This window comes from Octadecabacter arcticus 238 (assembly GCF_000155735.2).
GTDB classification, from domain to species: Bacteria; Pseudomonadota; Alphaproteobacteria; order Rhodobacterales; family Rhodobacteraceae; genus Octadecabacter; species Octadecabacter arcticus.
Genome location: NC_020908.1, coordinates 315,001 through 333,592 on the forward strand (window position 1 = coordinate 315,001; position 18,592 = coordinate 333,592).

13 protein-coding genes, 2 rRNA genes, 1 pseudogene and 1 riboswitch (1 of these 17 cut by a window edge) are annotated in these 18,592 nt (G+C 54.6%); of the genes and pseudogenes, 14 read left to right on the plus strand and 2 right to left on the minus strand.

The window, feature by feature from the left end; genetic code table 11:
• The 11 genes and pseudogenes from OA238_RS01670 to OA238_RS01720 form a co-directional block, all read left to right on the plus strand.
• Positions 1-1,584: ribosomal RNA gene (locus OA238_RS01670) — 23S ribosomal RNA — on the plus strand (it extends 1,267 nt beyond the left edge of the window).
• A 111-nt stretch (positions 1,585-1,695) separates the two neighbouring features.
• Positions 1,696-1,810: ribosomal RNA gene (gene rrf, locus OA238_RS01675) — 5S ribosomal RNA — on the plus strand.
• A gap of 266 nt (positions 1,811-2,076) precedes the next feature.
• Positions 2,077-2,607: pseudogene (locus OA238_RS34865) on the plus strand (IS256 family transposase); the annotation flags it as partial.
• A gap of 678 nt (positions 2,608-3,285) precedes the next feature.
• The gene (locus tag OA238_RS01685) at positions 3,286-3,996 is read left to right on the plus strand and encodes a calcium-binding protein (protein ID WP_015493807.1); all 711 of its coding nucleotides are present in this window, start codon (positions 3,286-3,288) and stop codon (positions 3,994-3,996) included.
• Positions 3,935-4,957 carry an IS30 family transposase gene (locus OA238_RS01690; protein WP_015493808.1) on the plus strand — a complete coding sequence of 341 codons (1,023 nt, stop codon included), beginning with the start codon at positions 3,935-3,937 and terminating at the stop codon, positions 4,955-4,957. The genes OA238_RS01685 and OA238_RS01690 overlap by 62 nt, the downstream gene beginning before the upstream one ends.
• A complete protein-coding gene (locus OA238_RS28540) occupies positions 4,954-7,422 on the plus strand; it encodes a beta strand repeat-containing protein (RefSeq protein ID WP_015493809.1) in 2,469 nt (822 codons plus the stop codon). The genes OA238_RS01690 and OA238_RS28540 overlap by 4 nt, the downstream gene beginning before the upstream one ends.
• A 342-nt stretch (positions 7,423-7,764) precedes the next feature.
• Positions 7,765-8,067, plus strand: coding sequence for a hypothetical protein (locus OA238_RS01700; RefSeq protein ID WP_044036104.1), 303 nt, complete (start codon positions 7,765-7,767; stop codon positions 8,065-8,067).
• Positions 8,068-8,114: 47 nt separating this feature from the next.
• On the plus strand, positions 8,115-8,270 hold the full coding sequence (locus OA238_RS32435; RefSeq protein WP_187293128.1) for a hypothetical protein: 156 nt from the start codon (positions 8,115-8,117) through the stop codon (positions 8,268-8,270).
• A gap of 97 nt (positions 8,271-8,367) precedes the next feature.
• Positions 8,368-9,327, plus strand: a complete 960-nt coding sequence (locus tag OA238_RS01710; RefSeq protein WP_044036108.1) for a TAXI family TRAP transporter solute-binding subunit — start codon at positions 8,368-8,370, stop codon at positions 9,325-9,327.
• Positions 9,324-9,791 (plus strand): DUF1850 domain-containing protein, encoded by a 468-nt coding sequence (locus OA238_RS01715; RefSeq protein WP_245581424.1) that lies wholly within the window; start codon positions 9,324-9,326, stop codon positions 9,789-9,791. Before OA238_RS01710 ends, OA238_RS01715 begins: the two co-directional genes overlap by 4 nt.
• Positions 9,792-9,796: 5 nt before the next feature.
• Entirely contained in the window at positions 9,797-11,791 is a 1,995-nt protein-coding gene (locus OA238_RS01720; protein WP_015493812.1) for a TRAP transporter permease, read from the plus strand.
• 27 nt (positions 11,792-11,818) lie between these two features.
• Here the strand turns inward: OA238_RS01720 and OA238_RS01725 are convergent, their stop codons facing one another.
• Complete coding sequence (locus OA238_RS01725) at positions 11,819-13,069, minus strand: Hsp70 family protein (RefSeq protein ID WP_015493813.1); 1,251 nt, start codon at positions 13,067-13,069, stop codon at positions 11,819-11,821.
• Between the two features lie 175 nt (positions 13,070-13,244).
• Positions 13,245-13,329, plus strand: a riboswitch (glycine riboswitch).
• A gap of 176 nt (positions 13,330-13,505) precedes the next feature.
• On the opposite strand from OA238_RS01725, the gene gcvT reads away from it, so the two are divergent.
• From gcvT to gcvP, 3 genes are read left to right on the plus strand one after another with little or no spacing between them, the layout of a single operon-like run.
• Positions 13,506-14,627 (plus strand): glycine cleavage system aminomethyltransferase GcvT, encoded by a 1,122-nt coding sequence (gene gcvT / locus OA238_RS01730; protein ID WP_015493814.1) that lies wholly within the window; start codon positions 13,506-13,508, stop codon positions 14,625-14,627.
• 17 nt (positions 14,628-14,644) lie between these two features.
• Positions 14,645-15,004 (plus strand): glycine cleavage system protein GcvH, encoded by a 360-nt coding sequence (gcvH, locus tag OA238_RS01735; RefSeq protein ID WP_015493815.1) that lies wholly within the window; start codon positions 14,645-14,647, stop codon positions 15,002-15,004.
• Positions 15,005-15,035: 31 nt separating this feature from the next.
• Complete coding sequence (gcvP, locus tag OA238_RS01740; protein ID WP_015493816.1) at positions 15,036-17,879, plus strand: aminomethyl-transferring glycine dehydrogenase; 2,844 nt, start codon at positions 15,036-15,038, stop codon at positions 17,877-17,879.
• Positions 17,880-17,917: 38 nt separating this feature from the next.
• Here gcvP and OA238_RS01745 read toward each other — a convergent pair whose 3' ends face one another.
• Positions 17,918-18,589, minus strand: coding sequence for a hypothetical protein (locus tag OA238_RS01745; RefSeq protein WP_015493817.1), 672 nt, complete (start codon positions 18,587-18,589; stop codon positions 17,918-17,920).
• Between the last annotated feature and the right edge of the window lie 3 nt (positions 18,590-18,592).

Below are 18,592 nucleotides of genomic sequence, written 5' to 3' on the forward strand. Positions count from 1 at the left end.
ATCCTTCGGGGTGGATTGGACGCAAGGAATTTTCGATGAAGCCGGCCTGTGAGGGATCCGGTGGAGAGATCACTAGTGAGAATGATGACATGAGTAGCGACAAACAGGGTGAGAGACCCTGTCGCCGAAAGTCCAAGGGTTCCTGCTTAAAGCTAATCTGAGCAGGGTAAGCCGACCCCTAAGGCGAGGCCGAAAGGCGTAGTCGATGGGAACCAGGTTAATATTCCTGGGCCAGGTGGTAGTGACGGATCTCGAGGGTAGTTCATCCTTATTGGATTGAATGGGCTGCTTAGAGGTTCCAGGAAATAGCTCCACCATGAGATCGTACCCTAAACCGACACAGGTGGACTGGTAGAGAATACCAAGGCGCTTGAGAGAACGATGTTGAAGGAACTCGGCAAAATACCTCCGTAAGTTCGCGAGAAGGAGGCCCGGTTTCTACGCAAGTATTGACTGGGGGCACAAACCAGGGGGTGGCGACTGTTTACTAAAAACACAGGGCTCTGCGAAGTCGCAAGACGACGTATAGGGTCTGACGCCTGCCCGGTGCCTGAAGGTTAAAAGGAGGAGTGCAAGCTCCGAATTGAAGCCCAGGTAAACGGCGGCCGTAACTATAACGGTCCTAAGGTAGCGAAATTCCTTGTCGGGTAAGTTCCGACCTGCACGAATGGCGTAACGACTTCCCCGCTGTCTCCAACATCGACTCAGCGAAATTGAATTACCTGTCAAGATGCAGGTTTCCCGCGGTTAGACGGAAAGACCCCGTGCACCTTTACTACAGCTTCGCATTGGTATTAGACACAACATGTGCAGAATAGGTGGTAGGCTTTGAAGCAGGAACGCTAGTTTCTGTGGAGCCTCCTTTGAGATACCACCCTTGTTTTGTTTGATATCTAACCGCGGTCCGTTATCCGGATCCGGGACCCTGCGTGGTGGGTAGTTTGACTGGGGCGGTCGCCTCCTAAATAGTAACGGAGGCGCGCGAAGGTTGGCTCAGACCGGTCGGAAATCGGTCGTTGAGTGCAATGGCATAAGCCAGCCTGACTGCGAGACTGACAAGTCGAGCAGAGACGAAAGTCGGTCATAGTGATCCGGTGGTCCCGAGTGGAAGGGCCATCGCTCAACGGATAAAAGGTACGCCGGGGATAACAGGCTGATACTGCCCAAGAGTCCATATCGACGGCAGTGTTTGGCACCTCGATGTCGGCTCATCTCATCCTGGGGCTGGAGCAGGTCCCAAGGGTATGGCTGTTCGCCATTTAAAGAGGTACGTGAGCTGGGTTTAGAACGTCGTGAGACAGTTCGGTCCCTATCTTCCGTGGGTGTAGGATATTTGAGAGGAGTTGCCCCTAGTACGAGAGGACCGGGGTGAACGTTCCACTGGTGGACCAGTTGTCGTGCCAACGGCAGTGCTGGGTAGCTATGAACGGACAGGATAACCGCTGAAGGCATCTAAGCGGGAAGCCCCCCTCAAAACAAGATATCCCTGAGAGCCGAGGTAGACTACCTCGTCGATAGGCCAGAGATGTAAGCGCAGCAATGCGTTCAGTTGACTGGTACTAATGGCTCGATAGGCTTGATTTGATCCAGTAGAAGCAAGGCATGCCTTGTAATACTAGACAATGAAGTCATACACATACCACGAACAGTAATGCTGACTTGGACAACGCTTGATATTGTAAATTCTTTTCTTGGTTTGGTGGTCATAGCACGAGTGAAACACCTGGCTCCATTCCGAACCCAGTCGTTAAGCACCGTTGCGCTGATGGTACTGCGTCTTAAGACGTGGGAGAGTAAGTCACTGCCAAACCTAGTAAAGAATTCCAATATAAAGCGCTTGTATCTCTCATTCGATGATCATTAATACTTAGCAGCCCCTTGGGGCGGCTTTTGTGTTTCAGAATCCCAAATTAAAAAATGATTTAACACTAAATGAGTGACTGAAAAACTATGCCAATAAAGTAAGCCGAGCTTCACACTGTGAAATTACACGGTAACAGCTGTTCAATGGGAGCTCTGACTGAATCTGGTGTTTCTGGGATTTGAAGGTTGGCGGCGTATCTGGTTGATTTGTTGTTGGAAGCGGCCTTGCCGTGGCTCTACCTCAAAGGGATTTCCAGTGGCGAAATGGGCGCGGCCCTCAAGGTTCTTCTGGGTCCTGATGCCGCTGGCTTATCAGCAAATACGGTCTCGCGGCTGAAGCGTGATTGGGCCAAGGAATATGACGGCTGGAGAGAGGCAGTGCTGGAGGATGAACCTTTGGTCTACATCTGGGCCGACGGCGTCCACAGTGGCCTTCGAGGCGAAGATGATAAGCTCTGCGCCCTTGTGATTGTTGGCGTCACAGCCCGTGGCAAGAAGCGGTTCTTGGCTATCGAGGACGGGGTGCGCGAGTCCACGCAGAGCTGGCGCGAAGTTCTGTTGAGCCTCAAAAGCCGGGGGATGAATGCCCCCAAGCTGGCCATCAGGGACGGTGCCATGGGGTTCTGGGCCGCTATGGATGAAGTCTATCCCACAACGCGGCACCAACGTTGCTGGCAACACAAAACGATGAACGTACTCAACTGTTTGCCCAAGCAAAGAGAGACGGATATGAGTAAGGGAATTCGGTTTACAGATGAGTTCAAGCGGGACGCTGTGGCACAGGTTGTCGAGCGTGCCCAAAGCTCGGACCAAGACAAAACAAGTTGGAACGCCGTCGTTCGATGTCCGCGCTGCACTCTTTGGTGTTCTGGGGCACGACCTGACACAAATCCACGGACTTGGACAGTTCCTGTCCCTCAAGTTGGTTGGAGAATGCGGAACAGTACGAGGCGCTCCTGTGGTCCATTTGTCCCAGAATGCCTCCTTCCATTCCAAAGAACAGATCGCACCATCAAACCATGGGATCAAATACTTAGAAGTATCGAAAAATTGAGTAGCTGCGCACTTTTTTGACAATATTTTGCCATTTTCAAAAGTTAGGGCTGAACCTACAAAAGTTAGTTTTGAATGGTTTTCTTTTTAGATTGACGCTGCATTAAATCTCTTTGGGATATTCAAAATGAATGGGCTGTTTGTATTCACGGAAGTAATGCGGGCCTCAATGTTTTTAAGCACTGTCGTTTTAGTCAAAAGCGCCCAAATGCGTTGAAAGAACGTCACTCTCAAAGATTGAAATGCGATCTCTAATCGAAAATTGGACCTCACGGAATATAACTCGTCCTCTGTCCTTTAATAAAATTGTAATCGCGTACCCAGCAATAGATAAATTATAGTTCTCTCTACTACGCCAAAGGGATTCATATGGCCAGCAATACAGACGCACACAGCGAACTTCATATCCAAGGAACGCCCAGCACCGATACCATTATTTTTACATCTGCAGATACCATCGTGGATGCAGGCGACGGCGCCAATACAATCACCGGAACCTCAGGAGATAACACAATTAGCGCTGGTGGCGGAGCCGATACGATCACAGTCACATCCGGAGATAACACAATCGAAGCTGGCGGTGGTGCCAATACGATCACTGCCACATCCGGAGAGAACACAATTACTACGGCTGAAGGTGCGGATACGATCACGGCTACAAGCGGAAGTAACACAATCGAAGCAGGTGGTGGTGCCAACACGATTACAGCGACGGCGGGACACAACACAATTACCACGGCCGAAGGTGCGGATATGATCACCCTCACTTGTGGAAATAACATAATTGAAGCTGGTGTTGGTGCTAACACGATTGCAGCGACGTCTGGCAATAACATAATTACTGCAGGTTCTGGGGCTGATACGATTACAGTCACTTCTGGAAATAATACAATCATTGCTGGCGACGGTGCCAATACCATTACCGCCTCATCGGGCAGAAATATAATTACTGCAGGTGACGGCTTAGACTCAAGTTTCAAATGCAACACTCAGAGCCCTTTGGGCATAGGATGTTGTGATGGACATACGAAGGAAGCACCTCAGCAGCGAGGACCGTGGCGTGATATTAGCCGAGCATAATAGGGGCAGCAGTCAGCGGTTGATCGGCCAGCTTTTGCATCGCCCGGCGAGCACGATCTGCCGTGAGCTGGCGCGAGGTCGGCAGGAAGACGGCAGCTATTGCCCGCAAGCGGCGCGGCAGGCCTATGATGCCCGGCGCGAGCGCTGCCGCCGCAAGCGCAAGCTTGTGGAGGGGAGCGATCTTTATCGTTTCGTTCATGGCAAGCTCGTACATCTGCACTGGTCGCCTGAGCAGATTGCGCAGAGACTGCGTCTCATGAAGCCTGATGATCCATCCGCCCATGTGAGCCATGAGACCATCTATGCCGCGATTTACGCGCAGCCACGTGGCGGGCTGAAGGCGGCGATGATCGAGGCGTTGCGTCAAGCGAAGCCTAAGCGTGGGCTCAAGCGCAGGACAGCGGCGGGCAGTGCTATGGTCCCGGAATCATTGCGCATTATCAATCGCCCTGAAGAGATCGAAGCACGACTGGTACCAGGCCATTGGGAGGGCGACCTCATCAAGGGCGCATTCAATCGCTCGTCAGTGGGGACCTTGGTCGAGCGCAAGACACGCTTCGTCATTCTTTGCAAAATGGATGGCAATGGGGCCGAGGCCGCGCTTGACAGCTTCACCCGCCAGATGAGACGATTACCCGCTGATTTGCGCAAGAGCATGACCTATGACCGTGGCTCCGAAATGGCCTGCCATCCGGAATTGGCGCGACGATTGAAAATTGATATCTGGTTCTGCGATCCGCATGCTCCCTGGCAGCGCGGCAGCAACGAGAACACCAACGGACTGCTGCGTCAGTTCATGCCCAAAAGAACTGACCTGAACGGTGCAAGCCAAACATGGCTCAACGACGTTGCAAACCTGATGAACAACCGTCCGAGAAAAACTCTCGGTTGGAGAACACCCGCTGAAGCTATGGCCGACGAAATCGTGGCCTTTAAATCAACCGTTGCACTTGATGTTTGAATCCAAGCGGTGCCGATACCATCACAGTGGGTGACGGTGGCAATATCGTCATAGCTGGGGAAGGCTCCAATACAGTCGCAACTGGCGATGGGCGTGATAAAATAACGACGGGTGACGGAATTGATACAATTGCCACAGGCGGTGGTGATGATGTGGTCTATGCGGGTGGCGGCGCCAATACGATTGCGACTGGGGCTGGAAACGACATAGTCTTTACTGGCTCGGGCATCGATATCATCGCTACCGGCTCGGGCGATGACCGGATCAATATCAAAGGTGGCACTGACATAATTGCTGCTGGAGCAGGAAACGACACGCTGATCGCTGATTTTTCTGCCGCAACAGGTGCTGTAACCATAAGCGCTTTAACTGGGGCTTTCAGCGCCGGTTACGCCGGAACTGTCTCTGGACTCGGTGAGGCCACATATGCGGGCGTCGAAAACTTCGAAATCACTTCGGGCCGTTTCAACGACGCCATTATCACTGGCGATGGCGCTGACATTGTCCGATCTGGCGGCGGCAGTGACACAGTCATGGCCGGAGGCGGCGTTGATAATGTTGTCTACACTAGGGCACTTAAAGCGACAGCTGACGTAGACAATTATACTGGCGGAAACGGCGTCGACACACTGACGCTGGAATTTACTGCAGAGGAATATTCGAGTCAGGCGGTCCAAGACAACATCGGCGACTATCTGGTGTTTTTGGCTGACAACACCAATCTTAATTCTGAAGTGTATAAATTCACGGCCTTTAAACTTTCAGCAACCGAATTTGAAACGCTGAAAGTGTTTGTTGACGACGTCGAGCTTGATTTGTCCGGCGACCCACAAATGGAACCAATCCTGCCAGTTGATTTGTCCGATCTCGGCCAAGGCGCAGGCAACGACGCGCGTGGCTTTGTGATAAACGGGGCGTCTGTCGGGGATCAATCTGGCTTCTCAGTCAGCTCCCTTGGTGATGTAAACGGCGATGGACTTGATGACCTTATAGTCGGGGCACCGTCTGCTAATGGCGAAGATTCTGGCGAGAGTTATGTTATTTTTGGCAAGACCGACGGTAACGCAGTGGACCTCGGAAAGGTCGCGGAGGGCAACGGTGGCTTCGTAATATCAGGGGCGAATAGTCTTGATGCGGCAGGCTTCTCAGTCAGCTCTGCTGGTGACGTGAACGGCGATGGGTACTTAGATTTGATCATCGGTGCCCCAGGAGTCCAAGGCAAATATAGCCCAAGCTGTGGCGGTGAAAGCTATTACAGCACCGAACACGGTGAAGACACTGGCGCGAGTTATGTGGTCTTTGGCAGAGCGGAAAGTGTCGCAGTGGACCTTAGCCAGATCGAGGCACATGGCTTCGTGATCAATGGGGTGTCAGAGTTTGATGCGGCTGGATTCTCAGTCAGCGCTGCTGGCGACGTAAACAACGATGGGTTTGATGATTTGATCGTCGGGGCTCCAGTCGCCGAAGGGAACGCTGCGAATTCTGGCGTTAGCTACGTCGTCTATGGCAAGGCTGACAATACTGCGATTGATCTCTCTGAAATCGTTGGGCATGGCTTCGAAATTAACGGCGTGTCCACAGACGATCAATCGGGCTACTCGGTTGGCTCTGCAGGTGACGTAAACAACGATGGGTTTGATGATCTGATCGTTGGGGCACCAAATGCTGATGGCAAAGCCGAGAATTCTGGCGCAAGCTACGTGGTCTTTGGTAAATCCGATGACGACGCTGTTGATCTCTCAACTCTCGAAGAGAACGGGACTGGCTTCGTGATCAACGGCTCGTCTAAGGGGGATCAATTCGGCTTCTCGGTCAGCACTGCTGGTGACATGAACGGCGATGGGTTTGACGACCTGATCATCGGGGCTCCGGCTGCTGACGGTAGCGTTGATAACTCTGGCGTAAATTATGTCGTCTATGGCAAAGCCGATAGCGGTGCTGTGGACCTTTCAGCGATTGCGGAAGGTGTTGGCGGTTTCGTGATTAATGGTACGTCCGGAGGGGACGGGTTTGGAACGTCTGTCAGCGCCGCAGGTGACGTGAATGGTGATGGGTTCGATGACTTGATTGTTGGTGCCCCTCATGCCGACAGCGTCACCACGCTTCATACCGACGGGCCGGCGTCAGGGGGTAAAGGTCCCTTCACCGAAAATTGGGACCAGTTTGGTCCGCCCGAACCAGTCCCAAATAGTGGCGGTGCAAGCAAAGTGGATTCTGGTGTGAGCTATGTCATCTTTGGCGGTCCGGATGTGCTCATCTTTAATGAAGACACCAATGACAATAGCGCAACGACCGGCCACACCGATCATACTGCCAATCTCGCCGGTATTCACGAATTTGCTGCGCTCGCCGCCCCCAGCGAAAATTTCGAAGGGTTTTTCCTAGAGGGCGAAAACCAGCCGCTTGGGTCCGACTTTGGATTCTCTGGCGGGCAAGTCTGGATCGCAGAAGACCACGTATTCTAATTAAGAAGACCATAGAAATATCGGGCGGGAAATTCTCCTCGCCCGATATATATAACGCGCATGTTGCAATTCTTCATCGGCCTAACATGCGGAGAGCGGCTTGCTGACTAAACCGAAAGTGTTTCTTGAACTATTCAAGAAACAACCCAAATCAGACATTTTCGAGGAATGCACGATTTTGGATACCAAGCCTCGCAGGCGTGATTTTCAATCTGCGCTGCCCTTTCACGTTGTGAGTTTAATTTGACCCCGTCTCGTTCCGGATGAACAGCGCGATATGTGCCGTGTTGCACGTGTTTGGGCCAAACTGACCATCAAAAACCGCCGAAGCGGGGTAGTAGGGTGGAATGCTTTCATCGCTATATCCGTCGTGATCATATCGCGCCGCGTGTTTTTGTGCGTCGCGCAACAGCAGAAATCTGCATCGTCTCAGCCGCTCTGCCGCAGATGCGGGTTGGTTATATTGATGGTGGCAACGATGCTGTTGCGCATCGGCTGGACCGAATCGGTGTCGCTGTTACCGACCTGTCCGACGTGCCGCTGAGCGACGTAACGCTTACAGCCTGTGACACCTTGGTGGTTGGTAATCTTGCGATGAAATTCCACGCTGGCCTGGCTGGCGCGATGCCACGGATTCACGACTGAGTGCGGCCGGTTGACCGTTGGCCGTTGTGACGTTGAATATATTTTCCTTGTCCATCGTTAAGGTGCTGGGCATTGGCTATCCCGCGTTCCCGCTGGTTTTTTCTGTGCGCGGGGATGAACTGCCGCAACCGGATTTCTCGGTTGGGGCGATCTTAATTCTGGCCGCCATGAATTGGATCGTTTTGCGGCCCCGCGCAGCTTAACGCGCAAAATTTATGCAACATAATCATACGGCTTGAAAGTGTTTGTCACATCCCTAAAGTGGAGCATGCAATTATGGACCAATGGGAGGACCTAACTATGAAATTCTTTAAAACACTCGCGGCTGCAACGCTGGTTGTGGCAGCTCCCGCCTTTGCGCAAGAGCAGCTTTCGGTCGCCACTGGCGGTACTGGCGGCGTCTATTATCCAATGGGTGGCGGTCTTGCTGAGATCATCAACAACCATGTCGACGGTTATGCAGCGACTGCAGAAGTCACTGGCGCGTCGGTCGAAAACATGGGCCTGATTGCGACGGGCGATGCGGACGTCGCGTTGGCGTTGGCGGATACGGTCCTGCAAGCCTATGAGGGATCTGGCCGATTTGAAGGTCAGCAGTTACCAATGGTTCGCGCGATCGGCGTTGCCTATGCCAACATGGTGCAAATCGTGACGTTGGACGGCAGCGGCATCAATTCGCTTGAAGACATGGTCGGCAAGCGCATTTCAATCGGCGCGCCGGGGTCGGGCACCGAGGTGAACGCCGAACAAATCCTGTCAGCCAATGGCATTTCCTATGATGACATCGATGAGCAGCGTCTGAACTTCAACGAAACCGCAGATGCGCTTGCGAACGGCGACATCGACGCGGGCTTCTGGTCGGTAGGCGCGCCAACGTCGTCGATCCTGAACCTTGCGACGACGAATAACATTGTGATGATCGAACTTGGTGCGGATGAACTGGCGGCGGCTGACGCTGCCAATCCGGTCTTTGCGGTAACGACGCTTGTGGGCGGCACATATAGTGGCGTGGACATGGATATTTCGGTGATCGGTGTGCCAAACGTTTTGGTCGTATCGTCGGAAATGTCTGAAGATCTGGCCTATGCGATCACCAGTGCGATGTTTGAGAACATCGCGGAACTTCAGGCCGTTCACCCTGCTGCAAACCAGACAACAGTCGAACTGGCTTTGTCTGCCTCACCGATCCCGCTGCACCCCGGTGCGATCCGCTACTTTGAGGAAATCGGTGCGACGGTTCCAGACGCCCTGCGCCCGTGACACGATCTGTGGGAGGGGGGCTTTGTGCCCTCCTCCTGACTATTTCTGCGACAGTTGCGCAATCGGGTAGCCTGATCGCGACCCAAGTGGACACTGGCACGGTTCTTGCAGTGTTTGACGTGCCCGAAGGGTCTGGTTGGTGTGTGCTTTGGCACCACTCTGTCCAAGGGTTCGAGGTGGCGGATTGCTATGAAAACCGCGAAGGCAGAATGGTTTTGGTCCGCTCTCACCAGCCGGATTTTGCGGCCGGGCTTGGTCATATTCCGGGTCGTGGCGTGCAAATGTCGGACGGCCAAGGCGGGTATTGGATCGAAGGCATTGATGAACCCGTGCCAAACGACGCCTATATCCTGCGCCCCGGTGTGGGCTTTGTAGATCACCAAATTCGCGCGAACGGGATGGAAATCTCGCTCTCGGCGCTTGCACCGCGCGCGCGCGTGCGGATCGCTTTGACAGGGAACTGATCGATATGACCACCGAACTTGCCGAACGTCCGCCAATGCCGCAGCCGACCATTGCGACACAGCACATCCTGCTGCGGGTGATCGCCGTTGTTGGTATCGCGCTGTCCCTGTTCCAGCTTTATGCAGCGGGCGTTCAGCCGCTTGGCCTGTTCTTTCAGCGGCCGATCCATTTGGGATTTGTGTTGGTGCTGTGCTTTTTGATCTATCCGGTCTTTGGTCAGAACCACGCACGCGGCGCCCTTGGGTGGGCCATCGACGGGGGACTTATCATTTGCGCGGTGTTGGTGGGTGGTTGGGTGCCGATCAACATCGATATCATCGCCAACGCAATCTTCCCGCGTCAGATTGATATCTTCATCGGAATTGTCACGACACTTATCGTCCTTGAAGGCGCGCGGCGCGCGGTCGGCCTCGGTATGACGATCATCGGGGCGACGTTTATCGTCTATGCTTTTGCGGGCAGTCGCGGAGAGTTGCCGTTTCTCGCCGATTGGATGCCAGGAATCCTCAACCATCGGGGCTATTCGCTTGACCGGTTGGGCAGCCAGCTGACCCTTGGTGCCGAAGGCATCTTTGGTCTGCCGCTTGGCGTTGCGGCCACGTTCATTTTTGTCTTCGTTCTGTTTGGCGCGTTCTTGGAAGTCACAGGTGCGGGCAAATTTTTTATCGATCTGGCATATGCATCAACGGGGCGCCAGCGCGGCGGTCCGGCCAAGGCCGCAGTTATCGCATCGGCGGGCATGGGGTCGATCAGCGGATCGGCGATTGCCAATGTGGTGACCACGGGGGCGTTTACAATTCCGCTGATGAAACGCCTTGGATACACGCCAGCGCAGGCGGGCGGGATTGAAGCTGCGGCGTCAACGGGCGGGCAGATCATGCCGCCGCTTATGGGCGCGGGCGCGTTCCTGATTTCCGAATTTACGCAGGTACCCTACGTCGACATCGTGATCGTATCGATTTTTCCGGCCTTCCTGTATTTTGGTGCGGTTTATCTGTTGGTCCACGTTGCAGCCGTCAAACAGGGCATGACTGGATTGTCGCGCGATCAATTGCCAAAGGTGCGGGCTGTTATGGCCGATGGTTGGCATTTTCTATTGCCGCTGGTGGCGCTGGTGTGGTTGCTGGTTGCCGGATATTCGCCGATGCGTGTGGGGTTCTACGCAATTCTGTCAGTGATCGCGGCGGCATCGGCCCGCGCGCTGTGGCGTTATGGAACTGACCGACCGACGATGGATGGTCTTATCGCGCTGTGCAAAAGAGGACTGTCATTGACGGCACAAGCGATGGAACTGGGCGCACGCAATGCGGTCGCGGTGTCGATGGCCTGCGCTGTGGCCGGGATTATCGTCGGCGTTGTCGGCTTGACCGGATTGGGGTTGAAATTCTCGTCGATGATGATCGCGTTTTCTGGTGGTAACATCGTCTTGGCGTTGATCCTCGTGCTTTTGGCAAGTCTGATTCTTGGCATGGGTCTGCCCGTCACAGCAGCTTATATCGTGTTGATCATTCTTGTGGGTCCGGCGTTGACGTCGGAGTTCGGCATTCCGTTATTGATCGCGCATTTGGTGGTGTTCTGGTATTCGCAAGACAGCAACGTGACGCCACCTGTGGCCTTAGCGGCCTTTGCGGGGGCGGCGATTTCAGGGTCCAAACCGTTGGAAACCAGCATCCAGTCGTGGAAATTCGCCAAGGGTCTTTATCTGATCCCGCTGTTTATGGTGTTCAATGAAAGCATTATTCTTGGGGGGCCGATACCGTTGGTCGTCTGGAACGGGTTCCTAGCCATCGTCGCGCTCACGGCTTTCGCGGCTTGCCTGGAAGGGTTCTTGTTCGCGCCGATCAACATGTTGCATCGGCTTATTGTCGTACCTGGTGTGGTTGCGGTGTTCTGGCCCGATCTGCTGATTGAAGGCGTCGGCGCTGCCGTCTTGATTTTTGTGCTGGGCCTGAATTGGGCCAAAGGCCGACGGGAGCGGTCTGCACTAGACTTGGCGTAGTGGCCGTACAGCCAATCCGACTGACCGCTATTTTTGCGCGGAGGCGAGCGCGAGCCCGTCTGCAACAGCCGAGAACACTTCGGTGAAGGTGTGAGCGGCCTTTGGAAAGCGCATTTCCATTGTCGTAGTTACCATGTTCATCAGGCTGGACCCGCCGACGTAGATCACCCTGTCGATCCGTGACGCGTCTAACCCCACGAGGTCCAACGTCTCTTGCGCAGTCACAAGCAAGGTGGCCGCGTAGGGGGCGAGCACACTGCTGAGTGCGTCTGGAGAGAGGGGCGCGGACAAGCCCTTTTCTATATGGTTAAGGGCAATTAACGAATCGTCTTGCCCCGCGTTCGCGGCAATTTTGCCCTGCTCAACTTCAAACGCGACCTCATGGCCGAGTTCATGTTCCAGCACTGCAGCAAGGCGACCAAGTTTTTTTGGCTCAATCGCAAGGCGCAGCATTTCGTCAATCAATCGACGGGTTTGTGCGGTATAAAGAAACGGGATCTTTTCCCATGTCGCGAGATCGTTAAAAATCGCGCGTGGCACTGGCGTTGTGCCCGGCCCCATGACCTTGCGCAGCGCGCCGTCTTTGCCAAGCAAGGGCATCACACGATCAATGCTGATAGCGCGATCAAAATCGGTTCCGCCGACGCGCACCCCATGATTGGCGAGGATTTCGACACCAGAATTGCCGGATCGAAACACGGAAAAATCCGATGTGCCGCCGCCAATATCGACGATCAAGCCGATTTCGCCCGCATTTTCTAACGCGCCGCTTGCGATTGCGGCGGCTTCGGGTTCATCAACGAACGAAACCTCTTTGAAACCGGCGGCGATGTAGCAAGCGTGCAAATCCGCTTCAGCCTGCGCTTCGCGTGGATCACCAGTGGCATGGAAAACCACCGGCCGGCCACAAACAGCGCGATCAAAGGTCAGGCCCGTCTCGGCCTCAGCCTGCATTTTGACGTGGCGCAAGAAGCGGGCAATGATGTCGACGAATGTCACACGCGCATTCAGGATTTGGCGCGGTTGGTGCATCAATGTTGTGCCAAGAACACGTTTGAGCGCCCGCATGAATCGCCCGTCATCCCCGTCGAGCAATGCCTGATTGGCCGCATGACCCATCAGGGTCTTGCGGGTTTCATAATCAAAGAAAAACGTCGTCGGAAAGCTGGTTTGCCCAGGCTCGAGTTCAATCAACTGCGGCTTGCCGTTCAGCAAATAAGCAGCGCCCGTATTGGACGTGCCAAAGTCGATGCCCAAAGAATGGCTGTGCGGACTCATGGGGGAACCTATTGGCAATATATAAGAAGCGCGGACGGGTAAGTGCAGATGCTTCAGGCGTCAAGCCCCAAGGCAGACACGGGCTTGGATCATCAAGATGCTGCTGCAATATGATCTAAAGGCTAAAACCGGTTCATTGTGCTTGCGTGCGTGCGACGGACGAGGCAAATTCTTAACATTGACGTCGGGAGAACCACTCATCTGGTGCCGAAGGAGCAACCGCCTCGGAAACTCTCAGGCCAACGGACCGATGTTGATACTAAACTCTGGAGAGTGGCACCTAAAATTGTGCCCGCCGAAGGGATAGCAATCTCAGGCGCGCTAAAGTTGGCGCAAGGACAGAGGGGGCATCATATGTGAGGGCTTTGGCCGTCGTACTGTCGTGATGCCGCAGGAATATCAATTTTCCGATCGGCGAATATAAAAGAGGCCGCCGATGTCCGAACTTTTGCACACTCCACTCCATGACCTGAACGTAGAGCTGGGGGCGAAGATGGTGCCATTTGCGGGGTACTCCATGCCCGTGCAATACCCCATGGGCGTTATGCAAGAACACACTCACACCCGTGAGAAAGCTGGATTGTTCGATGTGAGCCATATGGGGCAAGTGATCATCACGGGCGACGATTATGCGAGTGCTGCCTTGTCGTTAGAGACATTGATCCCAGTTGATATCCTTGACCTGCAAAAAGACCGGCAGCGGTACGGGTTTTTCACCAACGATGCGGGTGGGATCATGGATGATCTTATGATTGCAAACCGCGGCGATCATATTTTTGTTGTCGTGAATGCCGCGTGCAAGGCCGCCGATATCGCGCATATGAAGGCCAATCTGAACGGTGTGATGGTGACCGAGATCACGGACCGCGCGCTGCTTGCGTTGCAAGGACCTGCAGCGGAGGCGGTGTTGGCGGCGCTTAACCCGAAAGCCGCTGACATGCGGTTTATGGATGTCGCGACGCTGATGATTGGCAATGCGGAGTGTTGGATTTCGCGATCAGGGTATACGGGCGAAGACGGCTTTGAGATTTCGGTTCCCGCGTCCCACGCGGCTGATTTGGCGCGACAACTTCTGTCACATGGCGATGTTGCGGCCATTGGTCTTGGCGCACGTGATAGCCTGCGATTGGAAGCCGGGCTTTGCCTTTATGGCCACGACATCGACACTGACACGACGCCTGCACAGGCCGCGTTAAATTGGGCGATCCAGAAAGTGCGGCGCGCGGGCGGCGCACGCGCGGGCGAATTTCCGGGCGCTGATGTTGTGTTGGCAGAATTTAGTGCCGGTTCAGACACCAAGCGCGTCGGTCTTATGCCAGAGGGGCGTGCGCCAATGCGCGAGGGTGTTGGGCTTTATGCCAATGCCGAAGATGAGACACCGATTGGCGCAATCACATCGGGCGGTTTTGGTCCCACAATCGGGGGGCCGATGGCCATGGGGTACGTGCCGAACGCGCAAACTGTCGAAGGCACCGTCGTTTTCGGCCAACTTAGGGGTAAGCGCCTGCCGCTGACCGTTACGAAGCTTCCATTTACGCCTGCAAATTTCAAACGCTAAATCACTGGAGAACCGATATGAAATTCACTGAAGAACACGAATGGTTACGGGCCGAAGACGATGTCATCGTTGTCGGTATTACGGAACACGCGACAACGCAGCTTGGCGATATTGTCTTTGTCGAACTGCCCGAAGTTGGAACGACTGTCGTAAAAGACGAGGAAATCGTGGTCATTGAAAGTGTCAAAGCCGCATCAGACATCATGGCGCCGATTGATGGCGAAATCGTAGAAGTGAATACCGCTCTGACGGACAATCCAGGGCTGGCGAATGATGACGCTATTGGCGATGGTTGGTTCTTTAAAATCAAACCATCAGACCCATCGCAAATGGATGGCCTGATGGACGAAGCCGCCTACAACAAGTTGATTTCCTAACGCCCTGATACCCCTATGAGCGGAGCCCGTCATGACCTTCACCCCCACCGACTATCTGCCCTACGACTTCGCCAACAGACGCCATATCGGCCCATCCCCCGCCGAGATGGTCCAGATGTTAAAAGTCGTTGGGGCTGCCAGTCTTGACGCGCTTATTGATGATACTTTGCCAAAGAAAATCCGACAGGCAAAGCCGCTCGATTTCGGGAAGCCGATGTCAGAACGTGAACTTTTGCATCACATGAAAATTGTGGCATCCAAGAATATAGTCCTGACATCGCTGATCGGGCAGGGCTATCACGGGACGGTCACGCCGCCTGCGATTCAGCGCAATATCCTCGAAAACCCTGCTTGGTATACCGCCTATACCCCCTACCAGCCGGAGATTTCGCAGGGCAGGTTAGAGGCGCTTTTGAACTTCCAAACGATGGTGTCTGATCTGACGGGATTGGAAATAGCGAACGCGTCGCTTCTGGATGAGGCAACCGCCTGCGCGGAAGCGATGACAATGGCGCAGCGGGTTGCCAAAACTAAAGCTAAGGGCTTCTTTGTCGACGAAAACTGTCATCCGCAAAACATCGCAGTGATAAAAACCCGCGCGGCACCCTTGGGGATCGAAATTACAGTTGGCAAGCCGGATGACCTAGACGCCAGTGTGGTTTTTGGCGCGATTTTCCAGTTTCCGGGAACCTACGGTCATCTGCGTGATTTTACGCCTGAGATGGAAAAGCTGCACGCGACGAAAGCCATCGGAATTATTGCAGCTGACCCGCTGTCGCTCACATTGCTGAAGGAACCCGGTGCGATGGGGGCCGATATCGCCGTTGGCAGCACGCAGCGCTTTGGTGTGCCTGTCGGCTACGGCGGCCCGCATGCGGCCTATATGGCGACGAAACAATCCTATGCGCGCTCCATGCCCGGACGGATTGTGGGTGTGTCGATTGATAGCCATGGCAACCGCGCCTACCGCCTGTCTTTGCAAACCCGCGAACAACATATCCGGCGCGAAAAAGCGACCAGTAATGTCTGTACGGCGCAGGCGTTGTTGGCGGTTATGGCAGGTTTTTATGCGGTGTTTCATGGACCTGAAGGACTGCGTGCAATCGCCCAACGCATCCACCGTAAAACTGCCCGTTTGGCCGAAGGTCTGAAGATGGCGGGGTTTCAGGTTGCCCATGTAACGTTCTTTGACACCATCACTGTCGACGTCGGACCGTTGCAAGCCGCCGTGATGAAATCAGCTGTGGACGAAGGCATCAACCTGCGCGCTGTGGGGGATACGCAGATCGGCATCACGCTGGACGAGCGAACCCGTTCGGACACAATCGAAGCTGTCTGGCGTGCGTTCGGGATTGAGCGCGCAGACAAGGATTACACGCCGCATTATCATGTGCCCGAAAAGCTGATCCGCACGTCTGACTACCTCACGCATCCGGTGTTCCACATGAACCGCGCCGAAACTGAGATGATGCGATACATGCGTCGTTTGGCCGACCGTGATCTTGCGCTGGACCGCGCGATGATCCCGTTGGGGTCGTGCACGATGAAACTGAACTCTGCGGCGGAAATGATGCCTGTGTCGTGGGACGAATTCGCGCTGCTGCACCCCTACATCCCACGCGACCAAGCGGCGGGGTACATGGAAATGATCGATGATCTGTCGGCAAAGCTGTGTGATGTCACAGGCTATGACGCGATTTCCATGCAGCCCAATTCTGGCGCGCAGGGGGAATATGCGGGGCTGTTGAGCATCGCAGGTTATCACCGTGCAAACGATCAAGGTCATCGCAATATTTGTCTGATCCCGATGTCGGCGCACGGTACCAATCCGGCGTCTGCCCATATGGTTGGATGGAAGGTTGTGCCAGTTCAATCGGCCGCGAATGGTGACATTGATCTGGACGACTTTCGGGCCAAGGCGGAACAACACGCCGATAACCTTGCGGCATGTATGATCACCTATCCATCGACCCACGGGGTTTTTGAAGAAACTGTGACCGATGTGTGCCAGATCACCCACGACCACGGTGGGCAGGTCTATATTGACGGCGCAAATATGAACGCGATGGTCGGGCTGTCGCGCCCCGGCGATCTTGGCGGCGACGTCAGCCACCTTAATCTACATAAGACGTTCTGTATCCCGCATGGTGGCGGTGGGCCGGGCATGGGGCCAATTGGCGTGAAAGAACACTTGATTGCCCATCTGCCCGGCGATCCAACAACCGGCGACGGGGCGGTTTCGGCTGCCGCGTTCGGATCGCCCTCGCTGTTGCCGATTTCTTGGGCCTATTGCCTGATGATGGGTGGGGACGGCCTGACCCAAGCCACCCGTGTTGCGATTTTGAATGCCAACTACATCGCCAAGCGGCTGGAGGGTGCGTTCGACGTTCTTTACAAAGGGCCTACAGGGCGCGTTGCCCACGAATGCATTATCGACACCCGCCCGTTTGCCGACAGTGCGCATGTCAGCGTTGATGATATTGCCAAACGCCTGATTGATTGCGGATTTCACGCACCAACGATGAGCTTTCCAATCGCGGGCACCCTGATGATCGAACCAACCGAGTCCGAAAATAAGGCGGAGCTTGATCGTTTTTGTGACGCCATGTTGGGCATTCGGGCTGAAATCGCCGAGATCGAAAATGGCACGGCGCATCCGAAGAATAACCCGCTGATGAATGCACCACACACGATGGAAGACCTCGTGAAAGATTGGGACCGACCCTACAGTCGTGAGGTAGGATGCTTCCCTGCAGGCGCGTTTCGTGTGGACAAATACTGGCCTTCGGTGAACCGCGTGGACAACGTTTGGGGGGATCGAAACCTGACCTGTACCTGCCCGCCAATGGACACCTATTCGGAGGCAGCAGAGTAGCGAAATTCTCAGGTCGTCATGATGTTGGCGGTGGCCGATCAATGACCGCTGTACGCGGAATAGATGCCAAAGGTTCCGACTAAGATCAGGCTTAGCGCCCAGACAAAATCAAGATTGAACCACGTCCGCGACAGGAACTTCAGGCCCAGCCACATGTAGATCGCAACCGCGATGGCCCCGCCCGCGACGGTCATCGAAAGTGTATGCACAGCGGCCACCGCAAAGGCCATTGTGATCGTGTTGCCCATAAGACTTTGCGCGGCGAGGTGACCCGCCTCGTCTGCGCCGACGGCACATAGCCCCAGATATATCGGCACCAGCATCAACCCCGCCCCGTGTGCCATTGCAGCCAAAAACGACCACAGCACCAGCCGTGCAGGATGTACCCGTGCCAGAATTTTTGGATGACGGCGGTTGATCAACAGATAGACGCCCATCGCGATCACCAAAATCCCTGCAGCGACGCGGATTTCCAGTTCCCATTCGATCAGCACCACCATCAGCGAAAACGGCAGCAAAATCCCGATCATGGCTAAAAAATGGCCTAAGGCGAGCATGGCGAGCGCCCGAGGCATGGCTTTGTGTTTGCGTTCCATCAATGCGGCAGACACCGCAAGCGGCCAGCCCATACCGGGGTTGATGCCGTGATAGATCCCCAAAAAAATGACGCCCCCCCAGAGGGCCGTCACCGATGTTAAATCAGAGATCATTTA

Excerpts from the sequence above, each read along its gene's own strand:
- OA238_RS01710 (WP_044036108.1), top strand. The coding sequence starts at position 8,368 with ATGAAATTCTTTAAAACACTCGCGGCTGCAACGCTGGTTGTGGCAGCT.
- gcvP (WP_015493816.1), top strand. The coding sequence starts at position 15,036 with ATGACCTTCACCCCCACCGACTATCTGCCCTACGACTTCGCCAACAGA.
- gcvT (WP_015493814.1), top strand. The coding sequence starts at position 13,506 with ATGTCCGAACTTTTGCACACTCCACTCCATGACCTGAACGTAGAGCTG.
- OA238_RS01690 (WP_015493808.1), top strand. The coding sequence starts at position 3,935 with ATGGACATACGAAGGAAGCACCTCAGCAGCGAGGACCGTGGCGTGATA.
- gcvH (WP_015493815.1), top strand. The coding sequence starts at position 14,645 with ATGAAATTCACTGAAGAACACGAATGGTTACGGGCCGAAGACGATGTC.
- OA238_RS01720 (WP_015493812.1), top strand. The coding sequence starts at position 9,797 with ATGACCACCGAACTTGCCGAACGTCCGCCAATGCCGCAGCCGACCATT.
- OA238_RS01745 (WP_015493817.1), bottom strand. The coding sequence starts at position 18,589 with ATGATCTCTGATTTAACATCGGTGACGGCCCTCTGGGGGGGCGTCATT.
- OA238_RS01685 (WP_015493807.1), top strand. The coding sequence starts at position 3,286 with ATGGCCAGCAATACAGACGCACACAGCGAACTTCATATCCAAGGAACG.
- OA238_RS01725 (WP_015493813.1), bottom strand. The coding sequence starts at position 13,069 with ATGAGTCCGCACAGCCATTCTTTGGGCATCGACTTTGGCACGTCCAAT.